This is a genomic window from Owariibacterium komagatae, assembly GCF_045865535.1.
Taxonomy (GTDB): Bacteria; Bacillota; Clostridia; order Oscillospirales; family Ruminococcaceae; genus Ruthenibacterium; species Ruthenibacterium komagatae.
On record NZ_AP031406.1, the window covers coordinates 471,800 to 491,044 of the forward strand.

Genomic DNA, 19,245 nt, shown 5'->3' on the forward strand with positions numbered 1-19,245 from the left:
GCCAGTTATGGTGCCGCCACAGCTTGCGCCCTCCTGCAATGCATCGCCCGACATGGACCGGATCGTCCAGCAGTACGGCGATTCATTAATGCGGATTTGCTTTTTGTATCTGAAAGATGTTTATCTGGCGCAAGATGCTGTTCAGGATACATTTTTAAAAATCTACCGAAACTACCATAAATTCGATACCAATTCCAGCGAAAAGACCTGGATTATGCGTATCGCGATCAATGTGTGTAAAGACTATCTTCGCAGTGCATGGCATCGAAAAGTAAACGTCCAGGAAGTTTTGGACGAAATCCCCACCCACAGCGAAACGCATGAGGACGACACGATTTTGATTGAAATCATGCGTTTAAAACCGCACTACCGCGAAGTCATTCTTCTGTTCTATTATCAGGATATGAAAATCAGTGACATCGCACAAGTGCTTGGCGCGCCTGAATCCACCGTTTCCGTCCGTTTAAAAAGGGCTCGTGAGCAACTGAAAAAAAGATTGGAGGATTGGTACGAAGATGACTAACCACGAACGCATCCAGCGGGCAGTGGATCGCCGTCTGGATACATTGCATGTATCCGCTCCCGCCTTTTCTCCCGTTTCCTTCACGCCAAGGCGGAGATTCCACCCATTCCGGCGCGTCATCGCCGTGGCAGCCGTAGCCGCAGTTACTTTTGTTGGCAGCGTCAGCGTTCTCGCCGCTTCGTTTCCACCTATTCAACGGCTGGTCGAACAGGTCGGAGTTCAGCTTTCCTCAATCATGCAGACGGTGGAACTTTCCTGCGTATCCGATGACATCGAAATGCAGGTGCTGGCCGCCGTCAATGACAATCAACGTGTTACCGTTTATCTTTCCCTGCGTGACCAGGCCGGTGGCCGTGTTAACGAAAAGACCGTTCTTTCCAATCTGCAGATTGACGGAACGCTGGGCCCCTGCGACGTTCAGCTGGTCGATTATGATTCCAGCACCGGCAATTCCATCTATCGCCTGTCCGGATACAGCGTTGACGCGTTGGACGGAAAGCCGATTACCGTACAGGTTCGCACGCTGCTCAATGATGTGGAAGATTCTCATCGTCAAAACACTGGGTATTCCCTCTCTCTTTTAAAGGATCAAACACCGTCTTTGCAGGAAGGCGTGTCCATCAACGGCAGTTCAATCGTATATGACCCCAATGGTTTTTCACCTTTTGAGGATGCACCGCCTTCCATTCTGGAAGCTGCACCTCTTCCGGATGGCTGGAACCCGGAACTGCCCTGGGGAACCATTACGGCAATCGGATTTGTTCAGGACACGCTTCATGTGCAGGTGAAGGTCAGCGAACTCGGCCGCTATGCCCGTGCTGATTTGTATCTGCTGGATTCAAACGGTCAACCTCTGAACGCAGGAAGCGGCACGTATGAGTTTGGGCGCCAATATTCGGAACTGGATGCTGATTACAGCGAATACATCGAATATGTACTTCCTGTTCCGAAAAGTTACTCTCTGGACGATCTTTCTCTGTATTACGATGCCATCTCCTATGACAGCGCCGTGCGCGGAGACTGGAAAGTAACGTTCACTCTGGACAGTGTCTACAAACAGCAGTCCGCAGATTGTGACATCACGCTGGACTCGGTTCACTATACGCAGGTCACGCTTTCTCCCCTCGGCATTTCTCTGCACGGTGATGGGCAACCGGTCAACGGTGAATATCCTTCGGTGGAAGTTTACGACACCAACGGAAATAAAATTGACTTCTACACCAGTTCGACCATTTTCTCCTTTGACGAGCAGGACCAGGTCAGTATCACACTGCAGCAGGATTTCCGCGTTCCCCTTTCTCCGGAAAATATCGGCCAGGTTCTGGTCGACGGACAGGACCTTCAATTTTCCTGATCAATGAAACAAACACCTTCTGATGCCTTTATCCGCATTGGAAGGTGTTTTTCTTTTATTTTTCCATTCACCTATATTTTTTTCAAATTTTTCACTATAATAAGAGAAAAAGATTCTTTCAAGAATAGCTGCTCAAAAAGGAGAACCTCTCATGTCTACTGAAAAAATGCGCACCTTCATCATACGGTTTGTTTTTTATTGTATTATTCTTGCACTTATCTTCATTGTCTTGAAGTATGTGGTTCCAATCCTGCTGCCTTTCATGGTGGGATTTCTGATTGCCTTTTTTCTGAAGCCTCTCATCAACAAAATTTCCGAAAAAACGCATAAAAAGCGTCGGCTCGTTGCCATTTTAACACTGATCGTATTTTATATTTTACTCACTACGCTTTTAATTGTTCTGGGAAGCAGGGCTGTCATTTTTCTGCGGGAGGCCTTCAAAATGCTGCCGAACCTTTACAGCAATGTCATCGATCCGGCACTCACCTCCATTCAGAATATGCTTCTCGACTTTCTGGAGGGATTCGACGAATCCACACGTGATGTGATTGCAAGCATCGGCGAAAGCATGAATGACGGGCTTGGCAATTTGATTGCCGCAATCTCTTCGGCCGCTCTTACAATCGCAACCAACGCCGCCAGTTCTCTTCCGGCATTTCTGGTGAGTTTTCTGATCACGATCATTTCATCTTTTTTCTGCGTGGTGGACTATTACAAAATCACCGCATTCATCGTACGGCTGATTCCGCCGCGCGGCAAAGAGGTACTCTTTAAAATCAAAGAACATGGTATCGACGTTCTCCTCAAATTTGCCAAAGCATATGCCATTTTGATGTTTCTTACGTTTGTGGAAGTCAGCATCGGGTTGTCGCTTCTCGGCATCGATTACGCAATCTTGATCGCCGCCGGAACTGCCATTGTCGACATTTTGCCGGTTCTTGGCACCGGGACGATTCTGATCCCCTGGGGTGTTGTCAATCTGCTGCTTGGAAACTTCCCTCTTGGAATCGGTCTGCTTGTGTTATACGCGATCATCACTATCGTGCGCCAAACGCTGGAACCCCGTGTTGTAGGCAACCAGATCGGCCTCTATCCGCTCGTCACATTGATGTGTATGTTTGTGGGTTCTTATCTGTTTGGAATCGTCGGATTGTTCGGCGTCCCCATCGCAGTTACAATCATGGTGCAGCTTCACCGTTCAGGCGATTTGTAATAAGAAAGAAGGCCGGATTCCCGGCCTTCTTTTATTTATGATATTTTTTGCCTGCCTGAATGGAAAAAGCCCTGTACAGCTGTTCCAAAAGCATCACACGGGCAAACTGATGCGGAAATGTCATCCTGCTCATGGAAAGGCTGAAATCAGCGCTTTTTTTCACAAGCGGAGACAAGCCGTGTGAAGAGCCAATGACAAATGTAACGCTGCCTGCCCCGCCGACTGCCTGCCGTGCTAAAAAATCCGCCAGTTCTTCACTGCTGATTTGGCGCCCTTCAATGCACAGCGCCACCAAAACCCCCGGCCGCTGAACGTGGCTCAAAATCGCCTTTGCCTCTTTCTCCAAAGCTTTTTCAATCACCGCTTCGGAAGCGTTCTTTTCACGAATCGGCTCCTCCGGCAGTTCCACGACATTTAGCTTGCAGAACCCGGAAAGTCTCTTTTGATATTCAGCCGCAGCCGCGCGAAAGTAATCTGCATTCAATTTTCCAAGGGCAATCAACGTGATCGACTGCATAAGTATTTCTCTCCTTCAAAATTCGATGACCGGCGAGATCTCGTGCCTTCGAGCTGCCAAAACCCTTGTTTTTTCATCCGGCACGAATTGCTGCGCCGCAAGCACACATTGAAGCGTTGCCAGCGCCAGCTCCGGCGTATTATTTTCCTGGCTGATATGACACAGACTGAAGTTTTTGCATCCGGCTTTCATCAGACGAAGAATCGTCTGGGCACATTCATCGTTGCACAAATGGCCTCTCTCCGATGCAATGCGCATTTTTAAATAATAGGGATAACGGCCCGACATCAGCATATTGAGATCATAATTGGATTCGAGCGCCACTACATCCGCACAGTATAAGTTAGCCATCACCTCATCGCTGATGAAGCCAAGGTCCGTCGCAATGGCCACAGCCTTCCCCGAGGGTGTGAGAATGCGGTAACCGCAGCAGTCGACTGAATCATGACTTGTGGAAAAACTCTGCACAGTAAATCCGCCGATCTCCTCTTCCCGGCCATCTACCGCAATCCCGTCCACACGCTCCGGAAGGACACCTCGCTCCTCCAAAACATCCAGCGTCGCCGCGCTTGCATATACCGGCACTGGATATTTTTTTAAAAACACATTCAAACCGCTGACATGGTCCGAATGTTCATGCGTGACCAGGATTCCCTGCAGATCCAGCGGAGAAACGCCCAATGTTTTCAACGCCGCCAGCGTCGTGCGGCAGCTTTTTCCCATATCAACCAGCAGGTAACGGCCATTCTCTTCAATAAATGCACTGTTTCCGGACGAGCCGGAATAGAGCGTTGTGAATCGAGCCATAGATCTCCTTTCAGAAAGAAATCCTTCGGTCAGAAACCGAAGGATTTTTCCGCTTATCAAATTACTTTTCGCATATTGTTCGCAGGGCGTTCCACTCGTTTGATGTCCGCGCCCAGCCCTTGCAATTTTTCCACAATATCTTCATACCCGCGTTCGATATGACCGATGTCTTCGATTTCCGAAACACCGTCAGCCGCCAGGGCCGCCATCACCAGTGCTGCACCTGCACGCAGATCCGGCGCACGCAAAGGCGCCGCCTGCAGCTCAGCTACACCCTCAATGACCGCCACACGGCCTGCCACCTGAATATTTGCTCCCATGCGGGCCAACTCGTCCACATAACGGAAGCGGTTTTCCCAAATGCCCTCTGTGATAATGGATGTTCCTTTGGCCAGTGTGAGGAGCACCGATACCAGAGGCTGCATATCCGTCGGGAAACCCGGATGAGGCATAGTCTTCACGTTCAGAGGCTCCAAATCGCCAGTCCGGCTGACGCGCACGGAATCGTCAAATTCCTCAATCACCGCGCCCGCCTTCTCCAGTTTGGAAGTAATGGGCTCCAGATGCTTGGGAATGACATTCTTAATCAGTACATTGCCGCCTGTGATGGCCGCGCCGACCATATAGCTTCCCGCCTCAATCTGATCGGGAATGATGGAATATGTGCATCCGTGCATTTTCTTGACGCCGCGAATTTTAATCACATCCGTACCAGCGCCGCGCACATCCGCACCCATTGTGTTTAAAAAGTTGGCCACGTCCACGATATGCGGCTCTTTTGCCACATTTTCCAGCACAGTCATACCCTCTGCCATGACCGCTGCCAACATCGCATTGATGGTAGCGCCGACAGAAACCGTGTCAAAAAAGACCTCTTCGCCCACCAGATGAGACGCTCGCACATCAATCATCCCGTTGTCCACGGCATCTTTCGCGCCCAATGCAGAAAAAGCTTTCAGATGCTGATCAATCGGGCGGGGGCCAAGATCACAGCCGCCAGGCATCGCAACCGTCGCGCGGCCGTAACGTCCCAGAAGAGCTCCCAGAAAATAGTAGGATGCACGCATGGCACGGGACAAATCATCCGGCACGCTGGTTCCGTGCAAATGAGTCGTATCAATTTCCAGAGAGTGCTTGTCCAGCATTCTCACCTGCGCACCCATCGCGCTCAAAATATCTACAGACGCCCCCACATCGCTGATGCTGGGCAGGTTCTCTATAATGCATTTATCGGCCGCCAGAATGGTCGCGGGAAGAATCGCTACAGCCGCATTCTTCGCACCGCTGATCTCCACTTCGCCCACCAGCGGTTTCCCACCGTGAATGACAAATTTCTTCACTCGTCAAGACTCTCCTTTGAGAAGCAAATTCCGGCCCAAACCGCGGGCATGTCACAACTCTTTTAGTATACACGCCTTTTGCAGAAAATAAAAGCCGATTTTCATTTTTAACGGTTTTTGCCAAAAATCATCCTCAGCGTCTCTGAAGACACGCTTTTAATATTATAGCGCACACACACTCATTTTGCAAATACAGTTTGAGTATTATACAGAAAAATCTGCGCCACAGACAGTTTCCTGCGGCGCAGATTCAAAATTTTATGGCGGTGTGACAAAACGATACGGATTCGTCAATACGCCGTTTTCTGTAAATTCAAGGTGGCAATGGTTACCCGAGGAGTTGCCGGTCGATCCCATTCGGGCAATGGGCTGTCCCTTCACCACATACTCGCCTTCCGAAACCAAAAGCTCTGAGCAGTGCGCGTACAGCGTGGTGTAACCATTTCCGTGGTCGATTTTTACGAACAAGCCGTAACTCCAGTTGGAGGTACCTGCACCATTCTCGGAAATCTCAACCAGACCGTTATCCGCAGCCACAATGGTCGTACCGTAAGCCCCCGTAATGTCCACGCCGCGATGGCCATAACCCATGCCGCGGGAAATTCCGCTGTAGCCAGGCACCGGCCAGATAAAGTTGCCGTCGCCGGGCTCGCCCACAGCGCCGCCGTACTGGTTCAGGGTGCCGTACAAAATCACCTCGGTGACCGGCTCTGAGATTACTTCCTGCGAGAGGACCACTTTCTGCAGTTCCACGCCGTTCATGTCGTAAACAACATCCGCCGTCACAATCTGCTGACCTGCGACGCCCGCCTGTTGAATCACCTCGTCACCCCATGTCAGTTCTGCCGACTGACTTGTGACGGTTTCATAGGGAATCTCTTCCTGATAGGTGATCCGCTGTACCTGCTGTACTTCCAGACAGTTCATCGTGATCGACTCCCCGCCTGCCAGCGTAAACGGAGCCGCCCCTGTCAGTCGATTGACCAGTTCCTGCCCGGAAATTAACGTATCGGTGAAGTAAAGGCCCGGAATCACCTCAACCTCATGACGGAACCGCACGCTCCAATCGGACTGATCCGGCTTTTGGTAGGGCGCCTGCGCCTGTTCCAAAGCCTCGTTCACCAGTTCGCTGTCCTGTGTCACGCCCACCAGCGTACCGTTGACCATCACGCCGGTTGCCTCCACAAATTTTTGTGAAGAAGTGGCAATGATGCGGTTGGCCAGTTCCGCCTGATCCGACAAGGCCGCTTCGCTGACTACAGAAATGGTGAAGGTCGCCTCGCCTTCCCACTCGGAACGGTCCGCGTCAGCCTGGAGACGCTGCTGCACCAGATTCTGGGCATTTTCATACACTGTTTCGTTCTCTATAAACCCGACCATCTGGCCGTTGTACTCCACCGAGAGCGCAAATGTATAACTCAGGACCGTGTATACCGTGAAAACCAGAATTGCCGTAGCTCCCAAGGGCATTAAGTAAGCCAGCGCGTTCCAGATCAAATCCCGGTATGCGCGCACGCCGCGCTTAAAATACTGCCACCCTTTCTGGGCCACATCCTGTGAGCCGGCTTCTCTCTCCTGCCGCATCATCGTGCGTAGGTTGTGCATTCCCTGGCTGATCTGTTTCCAGGGGGCGAGAACATCCTCCAGAATCGTGCCGAAAAAAGCTTTCAGCAAACTGCCCAGCAGGGTGAAAACCCAAACAAATACGCCGGCAATGCCATGTAAAATATGACGAACGCCTCTTGTGAAGCGAATAAAAAAATACTCTGTATGATAGCCTGTGTCGTAGAACAGGTTTCCCAGTAAATGCGCAACCGCGCGAGGTGAAACTTCCCCATCGCGGAAATAACGCTTCCACTGTCTCTTCAACGTCGGAGCCTCCTTTTCCGCTTTTGTCTTTCAGCTCAAACGAATCTGTAACTATTCTATTATACACGAAAAAGAGGGACACGCAACCCGAAAAAGCGATTCACCCTGTGTTTTTCACAGATCCTTTACAAGTCATGTGCATCAAAAAGCCAATTTTCCCGTCCTAAATTTGCTGTTTCAAAAAACAGGGACTGCATATCCCGGGGAAGCCGCCGACGAACATGAACCTGCCGAAACACAGAAAATGTCACCTCACCGCAGTGAAGCGCCGGGCGTCCCAAAGCTGTTTTTGCACCATAAAAATCGTCTCCAACAAGCGGATGGCCCAGCCAGGAGAAATGGACGCGAATCTGATGGGTTCTTCCCGTCACGGGAATGCAGCGCACCAGCGTAAACCGTTCGGACTCATACAAAACCGTATACTCCGTCCGGCTGAGTTTACCGCTGCCAGCCACTTCCCGTTTGACGATGGAATCCCGACATCGCGCGATTGGTGCATCAATCACACCTTCTGTGCACGAAAGATGCCCCTCAATAACTGCGTAATAGACCTTTTGGCAGCTTTCTGCCAGAATCGGCGCCGCATAGGCATTCATGGCACACAAAACCAGCCCGGATGTTCCATGGTCAATTCGATTGAACGGCCGAAATGGGATCTGGTTGCCACGCCGTTTCATCTCGCCGCAGAAAGCATTGGCAAGCGTCCCGTCCGAATACCCCAGCGTGGGATGAACCACCTGTCCTACCGGCTTATCCAGCACCATCGCCTGTTCATCCTCATAAACGATTGAAAGCGGTATATCCTGTGGAGTTACGCTGCCGGCATTCTCCGGCGGAAGACAAAAGGAAATGCAGTCATTCTGCCGAACATGTTCATTTGTATAAACAACGTTTCCGTTCCGAAAAAAGCCGCAATCGCGCTTGACTGCAGAGCGCAACCCTGCCGACACCTTTTTCAGCCGCAAAAAATCACGCAAAAGCAGTCCGTCTTCTTCCGCACGCACCTCAAATTGAAGTTTCAAACACTCACCACCTAACAGAAAAAGGCAGCCCGAAAAATCAGGCTGCCTTTGACCGCAATGAAAAATCAATACGCAATGCCCTGCGCCAGCATCGCATCCGCCACTTTGATGAAGCCGGCCACATTGGCGCCGACCATCAGATTGCCTTCCACGCCGCAGGCCTTGGAAGCGTCAAACGCATTGTGGAAAATGTTCTTCATAATGCCTTTCAGGCGCTCATCCACTTCCTCGAATGTCCAGGACAGGCGCAGGGAGTTCTGGCTCATCTCCAAACCGCTGGTCGCCACGCCGCCCGCGTTGGCAGCTTTCGCCGGTCCATACAGAACGCCATTCTCCAGATAGACATTGATCGCCTCCGGAGTAGACGGCATGTTGGCGCCCTCGCAAACCACTTTGCAGCCATTGGCTACCAGCAGTTTCGCGCTGGCTTCATCAATCTCATTCTGCGTTGCGCAGGGAAGCGCAATATCGCACGGAATGCTCCAAATGCCGGAGCAGCCTTCATGATATTCTGCGCTCGGCACCTGATTCACATACTCTTTAATGCGGCCGCGGCGCACAAGCTTGATCTCCTTGACCAGATCCAGGTTGATTCCGTCTTTATCGTAAATGTAGCCGTTGGAATCCGACAAAGCCACGACCTTGCCGCCCAGCTGCGTAGCTTTCTCCGTCGCAAAAATCGCCACGTTGCCGGAGCCGGAAATCACGACTGTCTTGCCCTGGAAGCTGTCGTTCTTCATGCAGTTCAGAGCCTCTTCGGTGAAATAGCACAAGCCGTAACCAGTGGCCTCTGTACGTGCCAGACTGCCGCCGTAAGCCAGGCCCTTGCCTGTCAGAACACCCGTAACCTCGTTGCGCAGACGTTTGTACTGTCCGAACATATAGCCGATTTCACGCGCGCCGACGCCGATGTCGCCCGCGGGCACGTCTGTGAACTGACCGATGTGTTTGCTCAGTTCTGTCATAAAGCTCTGGCAGAAACGCATGATCTCTGCATCGGATTTCCCCTTCGGGTCAAAATCAGAACCGCCTTTGCCGCCGCCCATGGGCAGACCGGTCAGGCTGTTTTTGAAGATCTGCTCAAATCCAAGAAATTTGATAACCGAGGCGTTGACGGAAGGATGCAAGCGCAGGCCGCCCTTGTAGGGACCAATGGCAGAATTGAACTGCACACGGTAACCGCGGTTTACGTGGACCTTTCCCGCATCGTCCATCCAGGACACACGGAACTGAATAAAGCGCTCCGGCTCAACCAGGCGCTCCAAAACGCCCCATTGTTCCAGTTCGGGGTGCTTTTCCACATAGACTTCAAGGCTCTCCAGCACTTCGCGCACTGCCTGCAAAAATTCTTTTTCGCCGGCATTGCGAGCCTCAACTTCTGCATAGACTTTCTGCAAATACTCGTTCTTGAACATTTCCTTTTCCCCCTTTATTCCATAGAGCAACACGCCAAATTGCGCATTTCTGCTCTTATGGAAAAAATTATAATCACTTTTTTCTGTTGATTCAAGTAAAATCACATTATTTACAAAGAAAATCCCCCAAATTGACGAAGAAGACGGAGTGTGTTATACTGAATATGTCCAAATGAGCAAAACATACGGCGGCGAGACAGTTTTGTCTTGAGGAAAGTCCGGGCTCCACAAGGGAATGGTAACTGCTAACGGCAGCCGGGGGTGACCCCAGGGATAGTGCAACAGAAATAGACCGCCTGCCTTTTTAGGCCGGTGAGGGTGGAAAGGTGTGGTAAGAGCGCACCAGCGCGCTTGGTGACTTGCGCGGCTCTGTAAACCCTACCAGGAGCAACACCCGTATGAGGACGATACGTCTCCCTGCGTGTCCTCGGAGGTGGCTTGAGCTGTGCGGCAACGTACAGTCTAGATAGATCGTCGTTTAATACAGAACCCGGCTTACGGTTTGGTCGTTTGGACATGGAAGGCGGCGGTGCCATGGCACCGCCGCCTTCCATGTCGCTGGTGAAATTCTGACGAAACAAGGTGGTAAGTAAAATGGACAAGCAGGTCAAAGGATTAATGACAGAAGGCCCTATTTGGAAAACCATTCTTTTGTTTGCGCTGCCTCTTTTGCTGGGAAATCTGTTTCAGCAGCTTTACAACGCGGTGGACTCCATTGTGGTTGGGAACTACATTGGAAGCAACGCACTGGCAGCCGTAGGTTCCAGCGCCCCTCTCATCAATCTTCTGGTCGGTTTCTTCTCCGGCCTTGCAACCGGCGCCGGCGTGGTCATCTCCCGCTGCTTTGGCGCGCGCGATCAAAACGGTGTATCCCACGCAGTCCACACATCCATGGCTCTGGCATTTGTATGCGGCATTCTTTTGAGCATCGTGGGTGTTGCGCTTTCCCCTTGGATTCTGGAACTGATGGGAACGCCGGACGAGGTCATGAGCAACGCCGTTCTTTATCTGCGCATCTATTTCATGGGGCTTCTGGCCGTACTTATTTATAATATGGGAAGCGGTATTCTACGGGCCATCGGCGACTCCAAGACCCCTTTGTATTTTCTGATCGTATCGTCCGTTTTAAACATTATTCTGGATGTTCTCTTTGTAACACAGTTTCACATGGGCATTGCCGGTGTGGGCTGGGCCACCTTGATTGCACAGGCAGTCAGCGCCGTTCTGACGCTTCTCTGGCTGATGGCAGCCAAAGGCGATCATCGGGTATACCTGCGGCGAATCCGCATTCACAAAGATGTGCTTGAACAGGTTGTCAAAATCGGTCTTCCCGGCGGTATGCAAAACGCGGTGATTTCCTTTTCCAACCTGATCATGCAAAGCTCCATCAACAGCTTCGGCGCCGTGGCAATGGCCGGCTGCAGTTCCTATACGAAAATCGACGGGTTTGCCATTCTTCCACTTATGAGCTTTTCGATGTCTCTTACGACTTTCACGGGGCAAAACATCGGCGCAGGCCGAATCGACCGCGTCCGCCGCGCCGCCAAAACCGGCACGGCCCTGACGCTCACTTCCACATTCTGCGTCAGTGTTTTTCTTCTTTTGTTTGCAGAACCGGTCATTTCCATTTTCAACAGTGAACCGGAAGTTGTCCATTATGGCGTTTCCATGATGCAGGTGCTGGTTCCCGGATACTTTTTCCTCAGTATTACACACACACTGACCGGTATCGTGCGCGGCGCCGGCGCCACCACCGTTCCCATGATCATCATGATTTTCTGCTGGTGTTTTTTACGCATGGCATGGGTACTCGGCTCCCTTTCCGTGGCGCACATCATTCAGTTTGTCTTCCTCGGCTACACGCTCACCTGGGGCATCAGCTCGATTTTGATGTTCCTGTATTTCAAAAAAGGTGATTGGCTGAGACGATACTTATAAAACCAAAACAGAGGCGGATCTGCAATCCGCCTCTGTTTTTTTATTCAATTGGAATTTGAAGACCGTTGATGGAGACCGCTTCCACTTCATCCGGAGCGATAAATTCACCGTACTCACAGCTCACCTCATAATAAGCACCATCAATGGGAGAGGTTTTTTCGTCGATACTCCCCTGCGCCGCGCGCACCTCCTCTTCGAAAGTTCCCATGGTGCATGTACTTCCATCGGATAATGTCAAAATGATTTGTGCCTCACTGAGCGTGTCACGCACACCGGCCTCCTCCGGCAGGCCGTCAAACACCACCGTCACCCGCATTGGAGTAAGACGAATCTGCGCTATCAAAACTCCCGTCACCGGCTCGGATGTTCCCGCCGAAACCATCTGCGCCTGCACCTGCTCGGCTTGGGGCACTTTAAAAGTGAAACTCCAATTCCCCTCTTTTTCCCAAGCTACCTCCGTTCCGTTCTCCATTGGGCGGGTGGCATAAAGGTATTGAATATTCCAGGTAATGGTGTCCCCGCTTTGCCAATTGCCCCCCTGAAGCGTACACATCAATTTGACGGAATGATCGCTCAGATTTTCATCTTCCAGCACGCGGGAAGCACCGCTTTCACCGCCCGCCGTCTGCCCCATTGCATAATAAGACAGAGTTGGATCCGGTGTTTCGTCTTCCATTGTCAGCGTCAACGGCAAGTACATCTGCTCCCCGTCAAACAGTACCCCTTCCAGAGTCAGCGTACACCCTCCATTTGACGCACTGAGCGCCAACCCCTCACCGGGCATGCCCAGAGAAGCAGCTTGGCTCTGCGCACCAGCACCGAAGAACGTTCCAAACACACCGTCCCAGGGAAACACTGATGTAGCCATCGCTCCCACACCAATGCACACTGCCAGCGCCGCAGCTGCCGCCAGAACCGCCACCCGGCGGAATGAAAAACGCTTTGCACGATGCGTCTGAACTGCCAAACGCTCCTGCACTCTTGCTTTTATTCTCTGCGTTGTCTGTGCATCCGATATTTCCGTTACAGCAGGCACATAGCAATCATCCATCCAATCAAACCACGTCTTCATGCGATATTCCCCTTTCCTGCAAAGCTCTGCGCAGCACATCCCGGCCTCTTGCCAGTCGACTTTTGACAGTGGACGGGTTCATGCCCAATTCTTCGGCAATCTCGGCCACCTTTTGCCGCTGGTAATAGTAGCGCAGAAAGATTTCTTTTGTAACCGGCTCCAGAAAGTCCAGTGCCTTCCGTATGATCGCACTCTGTTCTTTTCGTTCAAGGTGCTGTTGTAACTGTTCATCCGCCTGCGAGAGAAAATCTTCTTCCATAGGCAGTACCGGACGAAGGGCACGTACCCGGCTGCGCGCCTCATTCCGTGCAACTGCGCCAAGATAGGATTTCAACGACCCCTTGGCAAGGTCAATATTCGACGCTGCATTCCACAGCTTTAAAAAGGTTTCTGCGGCAGCTTCTTCCACATCCGGTGCTTCCAGAAGGCCGGCGCCAGCTGCACGAACCGTTGCTGTAACCCAACCGCCGTATTGTTCAATCAATTCTTCCAGCGCAGCTTCATCCCGTTTTTGAAGCTGTACAAGCAAAGTTTCCTTCTCCAAGGCCTCACTTCCTTTTCGCCTTCTTCGAAACATGTTTCACCTTTCTATACGCACCAAATCACCGACCGGTTTCACAAACGCAAAAAAAGAACACCCGCTTTGGCCGGGGTTCCGTAAGAAAACGACGCCGGGAAGGAGCCCCTTTTGCGCGGCTGCATCGTCAAACCGCCTCGACAACCACAAAGGGTGCCTTCGGTGTTTTTCCTTACATCCGCATCAAAAGGGACGCCTTCCCGGTGCAAGCAGTTGCGCCCCGAAATTTTGAGGAAAAGAACAAAAAAGCGGTCTTGCAAGCAAATTGCTTGCAGGACCGCTTTCTGCGTTTCATGCGTCAAAATTTCGGGGCTTAACCGCCGTTTTCTTATGTCACCCCGGCTTTGCGAGTGTTCTTTTTGTTAAACAATTGGTGTTGTACCAAAAAATGCACAAATTGCACGATAATAGCATTCGGCGGCGGCCTGGCAGCCCGCCTCACTGCCCCATGCGCTGACATCCGAAGGACTGGTCACAAAACATTGCTCTGCAAGTACGGCGGGGCAGGAAGCTTTTTCCAGCAAACCGAATGTCTCCTCTTCATGAACCGAATCATCGGAGATCTCAACCACTTGTTTTTCGTATCCGGTCTCTTCGCTTCCCTGATAATAAATATAGCGAACACCGTTCTCGCCCCGCAGACGTTGCCCTGCCTCGCCAAATTGGCTGGCGATGGCCTGCGCAAAGCTCAATGCGCTTTCATGGTGAACGCGTCCCGGCGGCTGCGGATAGCACTCAAACCCATAGGAATCTTCAGAATACGGATCAGAATTGCCATGAATGGACAAAAGAAGGCTGGCTTTTGCTTCAGCCGCTTTCAAAGCCCGCTCTCCACTGGTTGCATTTTCCCCATTCTCACGACAGCGAACCGGTGTATAATTGGGGTCCTGTTCCAGCAGGGCAAACAGGTCATCCACTGTTCTCTCTGTCAGCTCTACTTCCTGAATCACGCCTTCCGCTCCTACATCCGATCCGCCATGTCCGGCATCCAGTGCCACTACATAGGGCGGTGATGTCTGAAACTCATAAGAGGCAACCGGCTGTGTATGCCCGTCCGAGTCCTGTGCTTCCCCGTAGATCATCGTCCCATCGCTCTCCTGAGAGGTTGAATCCCAATCCGCTTGTGAAGTAGAACTCTGCAATTCCTCCTTTTGGAAAACTCCTTTCAAAAGAAACGCCGTCATCAAAACAACAAGTAAAGCGCAAGCGCTGATGAGCATTCTTCTTCGGCGACGGCGCCTTCTTGCCGCAGCCATTCGCCTGCGATGTATTGCCGCCTGTCTGGAAGCGGTCGGGCGCCTTCGTGTACTTGGTGCGCCACTGTATTGATCCCGCATTCTCTTCCCCCCGTTCTTTGCAAGTTTGATTATAACCCGAAGATGTGTCGATATTGTATCAAAAAATTCTTAAAAAAACTTAAAAAAGATTTTCCAGCGGGAGAGAAGAACGCACAAAAATCAACTCATACAAACTCTTGCAGTGTCCTGTAAACCGGTCGTACTCTAGGCCTTGCCGTACGAAAGATTTCCATACTGAAAGCCTCGCAAAGGATATTCCGAAACACATACGTAAGGCTGAAGCATCGTCAAAAGCGCCGTGTTCCCATTGTCGTAAGTAATTGATACCGAAAGATACTCATTTTTTACAGCGCCATCCGTTGTACTCACCTCAATGTCGCTCACAGCAGCGCCCTCTGCCAGAACACTTTGCGTAAGAGACGCGCGGATCTGTTCGGCAATATTTTTCCGGAATTGCGGAAAAGACGGATCCTCCACATCGTAAAAGCCATAGACTCCCTCCACATCCGGATCTTCCGCCGTGCGATAACAAGCCGGAAGATTGCTGCGCATGTCCTCATACTCTTCCGCCGACGGGTAATACTCTGCCACCACAATTTCTCCGGTTGTGGCGTCCAGCATCACACTGGCGGCGGATGAGCTGAACAACGATCCATCTGCATCTTCGTCCAAAATGGCGCGCCATTGAAGGCGTTCTGTATTGTTTACCAGGCCATTTGCACAGCTGAGGCGCAGTTCTCTCTGTGATAAATCAATCCCGTAATTTTCTTCCAAAATGCGTCCTGCCAAATTAGCCGCTTCCTGCGCACTGACCACGGGGTCCAGCAGATGCTCTTCTTCCAGCTCCTGGCGAACAAACTCCAGTTCCTCTTCCACTGCCGCTTTATAATCATCGTAACTATATTCTTCCTGCGTCACCTGTTCTCCCGACTGTGCGTCTTTGAACATTTCATCCAGTTTCTGCGTATATGCAATCCGATATTGCTCCATCGTTGCATCCACGTCTTCTGCCATCCAGACATACTGATAATTCTGGCCGCCGCCAGCTTGTTGTGCCAGTGCAGCCTCCACATTGCTGCTGGGCTGCAAATCGTCACTGGTAACGACCGCGTCCGAAGCATTGCACGCAGACAAGCCCACCACCAGTAACATACATCCCAGCACGATTCCCCTTTTTCCTTTGCTGCATTTCATCCGAAAGCAACCTCCTTTCTTTTGAATCAAGTATGTTCCCTGGGTATTACAGCGTTTTCATCAGCAGATTGCGAACTTGTAAAAAATGCGGACGCAATCGTCCCTTCTCCGGGCGTCGACTCAAATCGCAGATGGGCGCCGTGGGCCGCTGCGATGGCGCGGCAGAGGCTGATCCCCAGTCCTGCCCCGCCCTGTTCCCGGCTGCGCGCCTTATCCGGCCGAAAGAACGGATCTCCCAGGCGCTGTATGGTTTCTTGATCCATCCCACACCCTGTATCTTTCACCCAAAGGCGAATGTAATTTCCCGTATGCTCTGCCCCTAATTCCACAATGTCGCCCGGCGCGCAGGCTTTCAATGCATTGTCGGTCAGGTTGATCAGGAGGCTTTCCAGAAGGACTTTTTCTCCTTGAATGGTTCCCGTAAAAGAGGATTTAACTTGCAAATTTATTTGACGTTCCCGCGCCTTGGAGCGCATGGTGGAAAAGACAGATTCCAACAAGAGAGAAACATCCACAGGCGCACAGACAGCCCTTTCACCTCGCAAAGCCGCCATTTGCAGCAGCCGTTCGCTCATGGCTGCCAGCCGCCGCGTTTCGTCAACGATGTAAGAAGTTGCTTCGTAGCGCTCTTTCTCAGAAAGTTCCGCCCTTTGAACATATTCCGCATATCCGCCGATGGCCGTCAGCGGCGTGCGCAATTCATGCGCCATATTGTCCACCAGCTGCTGCTTGCGTTGTGCCGACTGTTCCAATTTTTCAATATTTTTCTGCACCTGATCCGCCATTTCATCCAGCGCCCGGGCCAACTGTCCTACTTCATCCTTTCCCTGCTGCTCACTGCGAGCGCTATAATCGCCCTGCGCTAAACGGCCGGCTACTGCCGCCAGCCGTTCCATGGGGCGCGAAAGCCCCCGCAAAACGAGGTACAGTGCCACCGCCAAAAAAGCCAATACGGCCAGACCCGCCAGCACTAAAGTCCGCCAGGTTTGCGCCCATTGCTCAAAAAACGGTTCCATGTCATACGCGCAAATCATCGTCATTTTCTCCGGCGGGCCGGGCAGTCGCGCCGCTACATACAGATAATGCCGTCCTTCCGAGATACGCACCGTATGAACCCGCTGCCCCTGTGCAGGCGGATCCGGCAGTTCGGCATCCGGTGCGGGAAGCGTATCCGCCCAGACATTTTCCCCTTGCTGTACTTTCAAGCCGCCTTGCTGCTGCGCTGCATAGTTGCGTGCCAACTGCGCTAGGGCCGCCGGGCGCCGCGCCTGCACCGCAGCAGCATCTGTGACAAAGCTTTGCGCGGTCGCGTGCTGCTGCACGAGCAGCTTCCCGCATTCCGACTCAAAACTTTGATTTTGGCTGATGAGCCCCAAGGCGGCAATGCTGCCGCACAAAGTCACAAAAAACAGCGCCAGCGTCAAAACATATGCCTTCTGCCAAAATTTCACGCGTCTTCCCGCTCCTTACTTTTTGTCATTCAGACGATACCCCAATTTATAGACCGTCTCGATTTGTTGTTCAAGTCCCAGCTTTTTGCGCAGGCGCTGTACATGAACATCTACTGTGCGTGTATCTCCCTCGTAGTCAAACCCCCAAGCCAATTCCAGAAGTTTTTCACGGCTGAGTGCTAAATTCCGGTTGCGAATCAACACATCCAGCAACGAGAACTCCTGCGGTTTTAATGAGATTTCTTCGTCTTTGCGCCAAACCTGTCGCGTATCCAGATCAATACGGCACTCTCCGATTTCAAAGTTTCTCTGCTGGGCGTGTGTCCTTCTTAAAACGGCTTCCACCCGGGCCAGAAGCTCCAAAATCTCAAACGGTTTTACAATATAATCATCCGCACCAAGCCCCAGCCCGGCCAGACGATCCGACAGTCCCGATTTCGCCGTTACAAAAATCACCGGAAGCGTTTCGGGCAATTCCCGCTTCAGTTGAAATCCGTCCATTTTGGGCATCATCACATCTACAAGTGCCAGATCCAAAGATTGCGTGCGACACACCTCCAATGCCTCCCATCCATCAAAGGCCTGTACACACTGATGCCCCACCAGGTTCAAGTTGCGCCGTATCAGTTCATTGATTGTTTTTTCGTCTTCCGCAATCAAAATTTTAGCCATCTCAATCCCTCCCGCACCCCATTATAATCATTTTTGTTACAGAGTTATAGCCAAAACACATTCTGCCACACGAAAGCCGTCAAAACCGGTTTCCTTTTCGCCCCCTTTGTGATACACTTAAAAATGAAATGATTTTGAAGAAAGGTGTCCTCACCGTGCAAGTAATCGCATATTTTATCATCAGTCTCCTTGCCAGTATCGCCGGAGCGATTTGCGGCATTGGCGGCGGCGTCATCATCAAACCATCCCTGGATCTGTTCCATTTGGACAGCGTTGCCACCATCAGCTTTCTGTCCGGATGTACGGTGTTGGCTATGAGTTGCTATTCCGTCACAAAATCCATGCGTGCCGGAGAAAGCAAAATTGACCTGAAGATTGGCACGCCTTTGGCCATCGGTGCGGCGATTGGCGGCGTGGCCGGAAAACAGATGTTCAGTGTCATCAGCGCATCCATGCAGGAGACGGCCGGCGCCGTCCAGGCCCTCTGTCTTTTTTTGATTACGCTGGCTACCATGCTTTACACGCTGTTCAAAGCCCGCATTCACACTCGCAAAATTTTCAATTTATGGGTGTGCCTCGCTATCGGATTGGCCTTGGGAATCATGTCCAGTTTTCTCGGCATCGGCGGCGGTCCCATCAATCTGGTCGTATTCTACTTCTTCTTTTCTATGGACACCAAAACCGCAGCGCAAAACAGTTTGTATGTGATCCTCATCAGCCAGATTACCAGCCTGGCTTCCACACTGATCACCGGCAGTGTTCCGCCCTTCTCCTGGCTGAGTTTGATTTTAATGGTTGCCGGCGGCATCGGCGGCGGCATGCTGGGGCGTGTGTTCAACAAAAAAATGGACAACAAGGCCGTGGACAAACTCTTCCTTTGCCTGATGGTCATTATTATGGGCATCAGTCTTTACAACGTATTTCAATACAGCTGAAAAACAGCCGGCAGCGCAAAAAGCGCTGCCGGCTGTTTTTATACAAAA

General features: G+C 51.5%; 17 protein-coding genes and 1 other RNA gene. 6 read left to right on the forward strand and 12 right to left on the reverse strand.

The window, feature by feature from the left end; translation table 11 throughout:
* Positions 1–7: 7 nt before the first annotated feature.
* The 3 genes from ACKTS9_RS02460 (at position 8) to ytvI (ending at position 3,090) form a co-directional block, all read left to right on the forward strand.
* On the forward strand, positions 8–523 hold the full coding sequence (locus tag ACKTS9_RS02460) for a sigma-70 family RNA polymerase sigma factor (protein WP_349214872.1): 516 nt from the start codon (positions 8–10) through the stop codon (positions 521–523).
* On the forward strand, positions 516–1,877 hold the full coding sequence (locus tag ACKTS9_RS02465) for a hypothetical protein (RefSeq protein ID WP_407878756.1): 1,362 nt from the start codon (positions 516–518) through the stop codon (positions 1,875–1,877). Before ACKTS9_RS02460 ends, ACKTS9_RS02465 begins: the two co-directional genes overlap by 8 nt.
* 151 nt (positions 1,878–2,028) lie before the next feature.
* The gene (gene ytvI, locus ACKTS9_RS02470; RefSeq protein WP_407878758.1) at positions 2,029–3,090 is read left to right on the forward strand and encodes a sporulation integral membrane protein YtvI; all 1,062 of its coding nucleotides are present in this window, start codon (positions 2,029–2,031) and stop codon (positions 3,088–3,090) included.
* Between the two features lie 31 nt (positions 3,091–3,121).
* On the opposite strand, the gene rlmH is transcribed toward ytvI, so the two are convergent.
* The 6 genes from rlmH to gdhA form a co-directional block, all read right to left on the reverse strand.
* Complete coding sequence (gene rlmH / locus ACKTS9_RS02475) at positions 3,122–3,607, reverse strand: 23S rRNA (pseudouridine(1915)-N(3))-methyltransferase RlmH (protein WP_349214874.1); 486 nt, start codon at positions 3,605–3,607, stop codon at positions 3,122–3,124.
* 15 nt (positions 3,608–3,622) lie between these two features.
* The gene (locus ACKTS9_RS02480) at positions 3,623–4,414 is read right to left on the reverse strand and encodes an MBL fold metallo-hydrolase (RefSeq protein ID WP_407878761.1); all 792 of its coding nucleotides are present in this window, start codon (positions 4,412–4,414) and stop codon (positions 3,623–3,625) included.
* A gap of 56 nt (positions 4,415–4,470) precedes the next feature.
* Positions 4,471–5,754: a UDP-N-acetylglucosamine 1-carboxyvinyltransferase gene (locus ACKTS9_RS02485; protein WP_407878763.1), complete on the reverse strand. Its 1,284-nt coding sequence runs from the start codon at positions 5,752–5,754 to the stop codon at positions 4,471–4,473.
* 258 nt (positions 5,755–6,012) lie between these two features.
* Complete coding sequence (locus ACKTS9_RS02490; protein WP_349214877.1) at positions 6,013–7,623, reverse strand: M23 family metallopeptidase; 1,611 nt, start codon at positions 7,621–7,623, stop codon at positions 6,013–6,015.
* A 125-nt stretch (positions 7,624–7,748) separates the two neighbouring features.
* Positions 7,749–8,645 carry an RluA family pseudouridine synthase gene (locus ACKTS9_RS02495; protein ID WP_407878766.1) on the reverse strand — a complete coding sequence of 299 codons (897 nt, stop codon included), beginning with the start codon at positions 8,643–8,645 and terminating at the stop codon, positions 7,749–7,751.
* Between the two features lie 65 nt (positions 8,646–8,710).
* Positions 8,711–10,060 (reverse strand): NADP-specific glutamate dehydrogenase, encoded by a 1,350-nt coding sequence (gene gdhA / locus ACKTS9_RS02500; RefSeq protein ID WP_349214879.1) that lies wholly within the window; start codon positions 10,058–10,060, stop codon positions 8,711–8,713.
* A gap of 173 nt (positions 10,061–10,233) precedes the next feature.
* Here gdhA and rnpB point away from each other — a divergent pair.
* Together rnpB and ACKTS9_RS02510 are read left to right on the forward strand one after the other, a co-directional pair.
* Positions 10,234–10,573, forward strand: an RNA gene (gene rnpB / locus ACKTS9_RS02505) — RNase P RNA component class A.
* Positions 10,574–10,654: 81 nt separating this feature from the next.
* Positions 10,655–11,998, forward strand: a complete 1,344-nt coding sequence (locus ACKTS9_RS02510) for an MATE family efflux transporter (RefSeq protein ID WP_349214449.1) — start codon at positions 10,655–10,657, stop codon at positions 11,996–11,998.
* A 40-nt stretch (positions 11,999–12,038) separates the two neighbouring features.
* Here ACKTS9_RS02510 and ACKTS9_RS02515 read toward each other — a convergent pair whose 3' ends face one another.
* The 6 genes from ACKTS9_RS02515 to ACKTS9_RS02540 form a co-directional block, all read right to left on the reverse strand.
* Positions 12,039–13,070, reverse strand: a complete 1,032-nt coding sequence (locus ACKTS9_RS02515; protein WP_407878769.1) for a DUF4179 domain-containing protein — start codon at positions 13,068–13,070, stop codon at positions 12,039–12,041.
* Positions 13,054–13,614, reverse strand: coding sequence for an RNA polymerase sigma factor (locus ACKTS9_RS02520; RefSeq protein ID WP_407878771.1), 561 nt, complete (start codon positions 13,612–13,614; stop codon positions 13,054–13,056). Before ACKTS9_RS02520 ends, ACKTS9_RS02515 begins: the two co-directional genes overlap by 17 nt.
* Positions 13,615–14,009: 395 nt before the next feature.
* Positions 14,010–14,729 carry an N-acetylmuramoyl-L-alanine amidase gene (locus ACKTS9_RS02525; protein ID WP_349214442.1) on the reverse strand — a complete coding sequence of 240 codons (720 nt, stop codon included), beginning with the start codon at positions 14,727–14,729 and terminating at the stop codon, positions 14,010–14,012.
* Between the two features lie 420 nt (positions 14,730–15,149).
* The gene (locus tag ACKTS9_RS02530) at positions 15,150–16,139 is read right to left on the reverse strand and encodes a hypothetical protein (protein WP_407878773.1); all 990 of its coding nucleotides are present in this window, start codon (positions 16,137–16,139) and stop codon (positions 15,150–15,152) included.
* Positions 16,140–16,165: 26 nt separating this feature from the next.
* Positions 16,166–17,590 (reverse strand): sensor histidine kinase, encoded by a 1,425-nt coding sequence (locus ACKTS9_RS02535; RefSeq protein WP_407878775.1) that lies wholly within the window; start codon positions 17,588–17,590, stop codon positions 16,166–16,168.
* A gap of 15 nt (positions 17,591–17,605) precedes the next feature.
* Positions 17,606–18,262 (reverse strand): response regulator transcription factor, encoded by a 657-nt coding sequence (locus ACKTS9_RS02540; protein ID WP_407878777.1) that lies wholly within the window; start codon positions 18,260–18,262, stop codon positions 17,606–17,608.
* A 155-nt stretch (positions 18,263–18,417) separates the two neighbouring features.
* Between ACKTS9_RS02540 and ACKTS9_RS02545 the strand changes: the two genes are divergently transcribed.
* A complete protein-coding gene (locus ACKTS9_RS02545; protein ID WP_349214453.1) occupies positions 18,418–19,197 on the forward strand; it encodes a sulfite exporter TauE/SafE family protein in 780 nt (259 codons plus the stop codon).
* Positions 19,198–19,245: the final 48 nt, after the last annotated feature.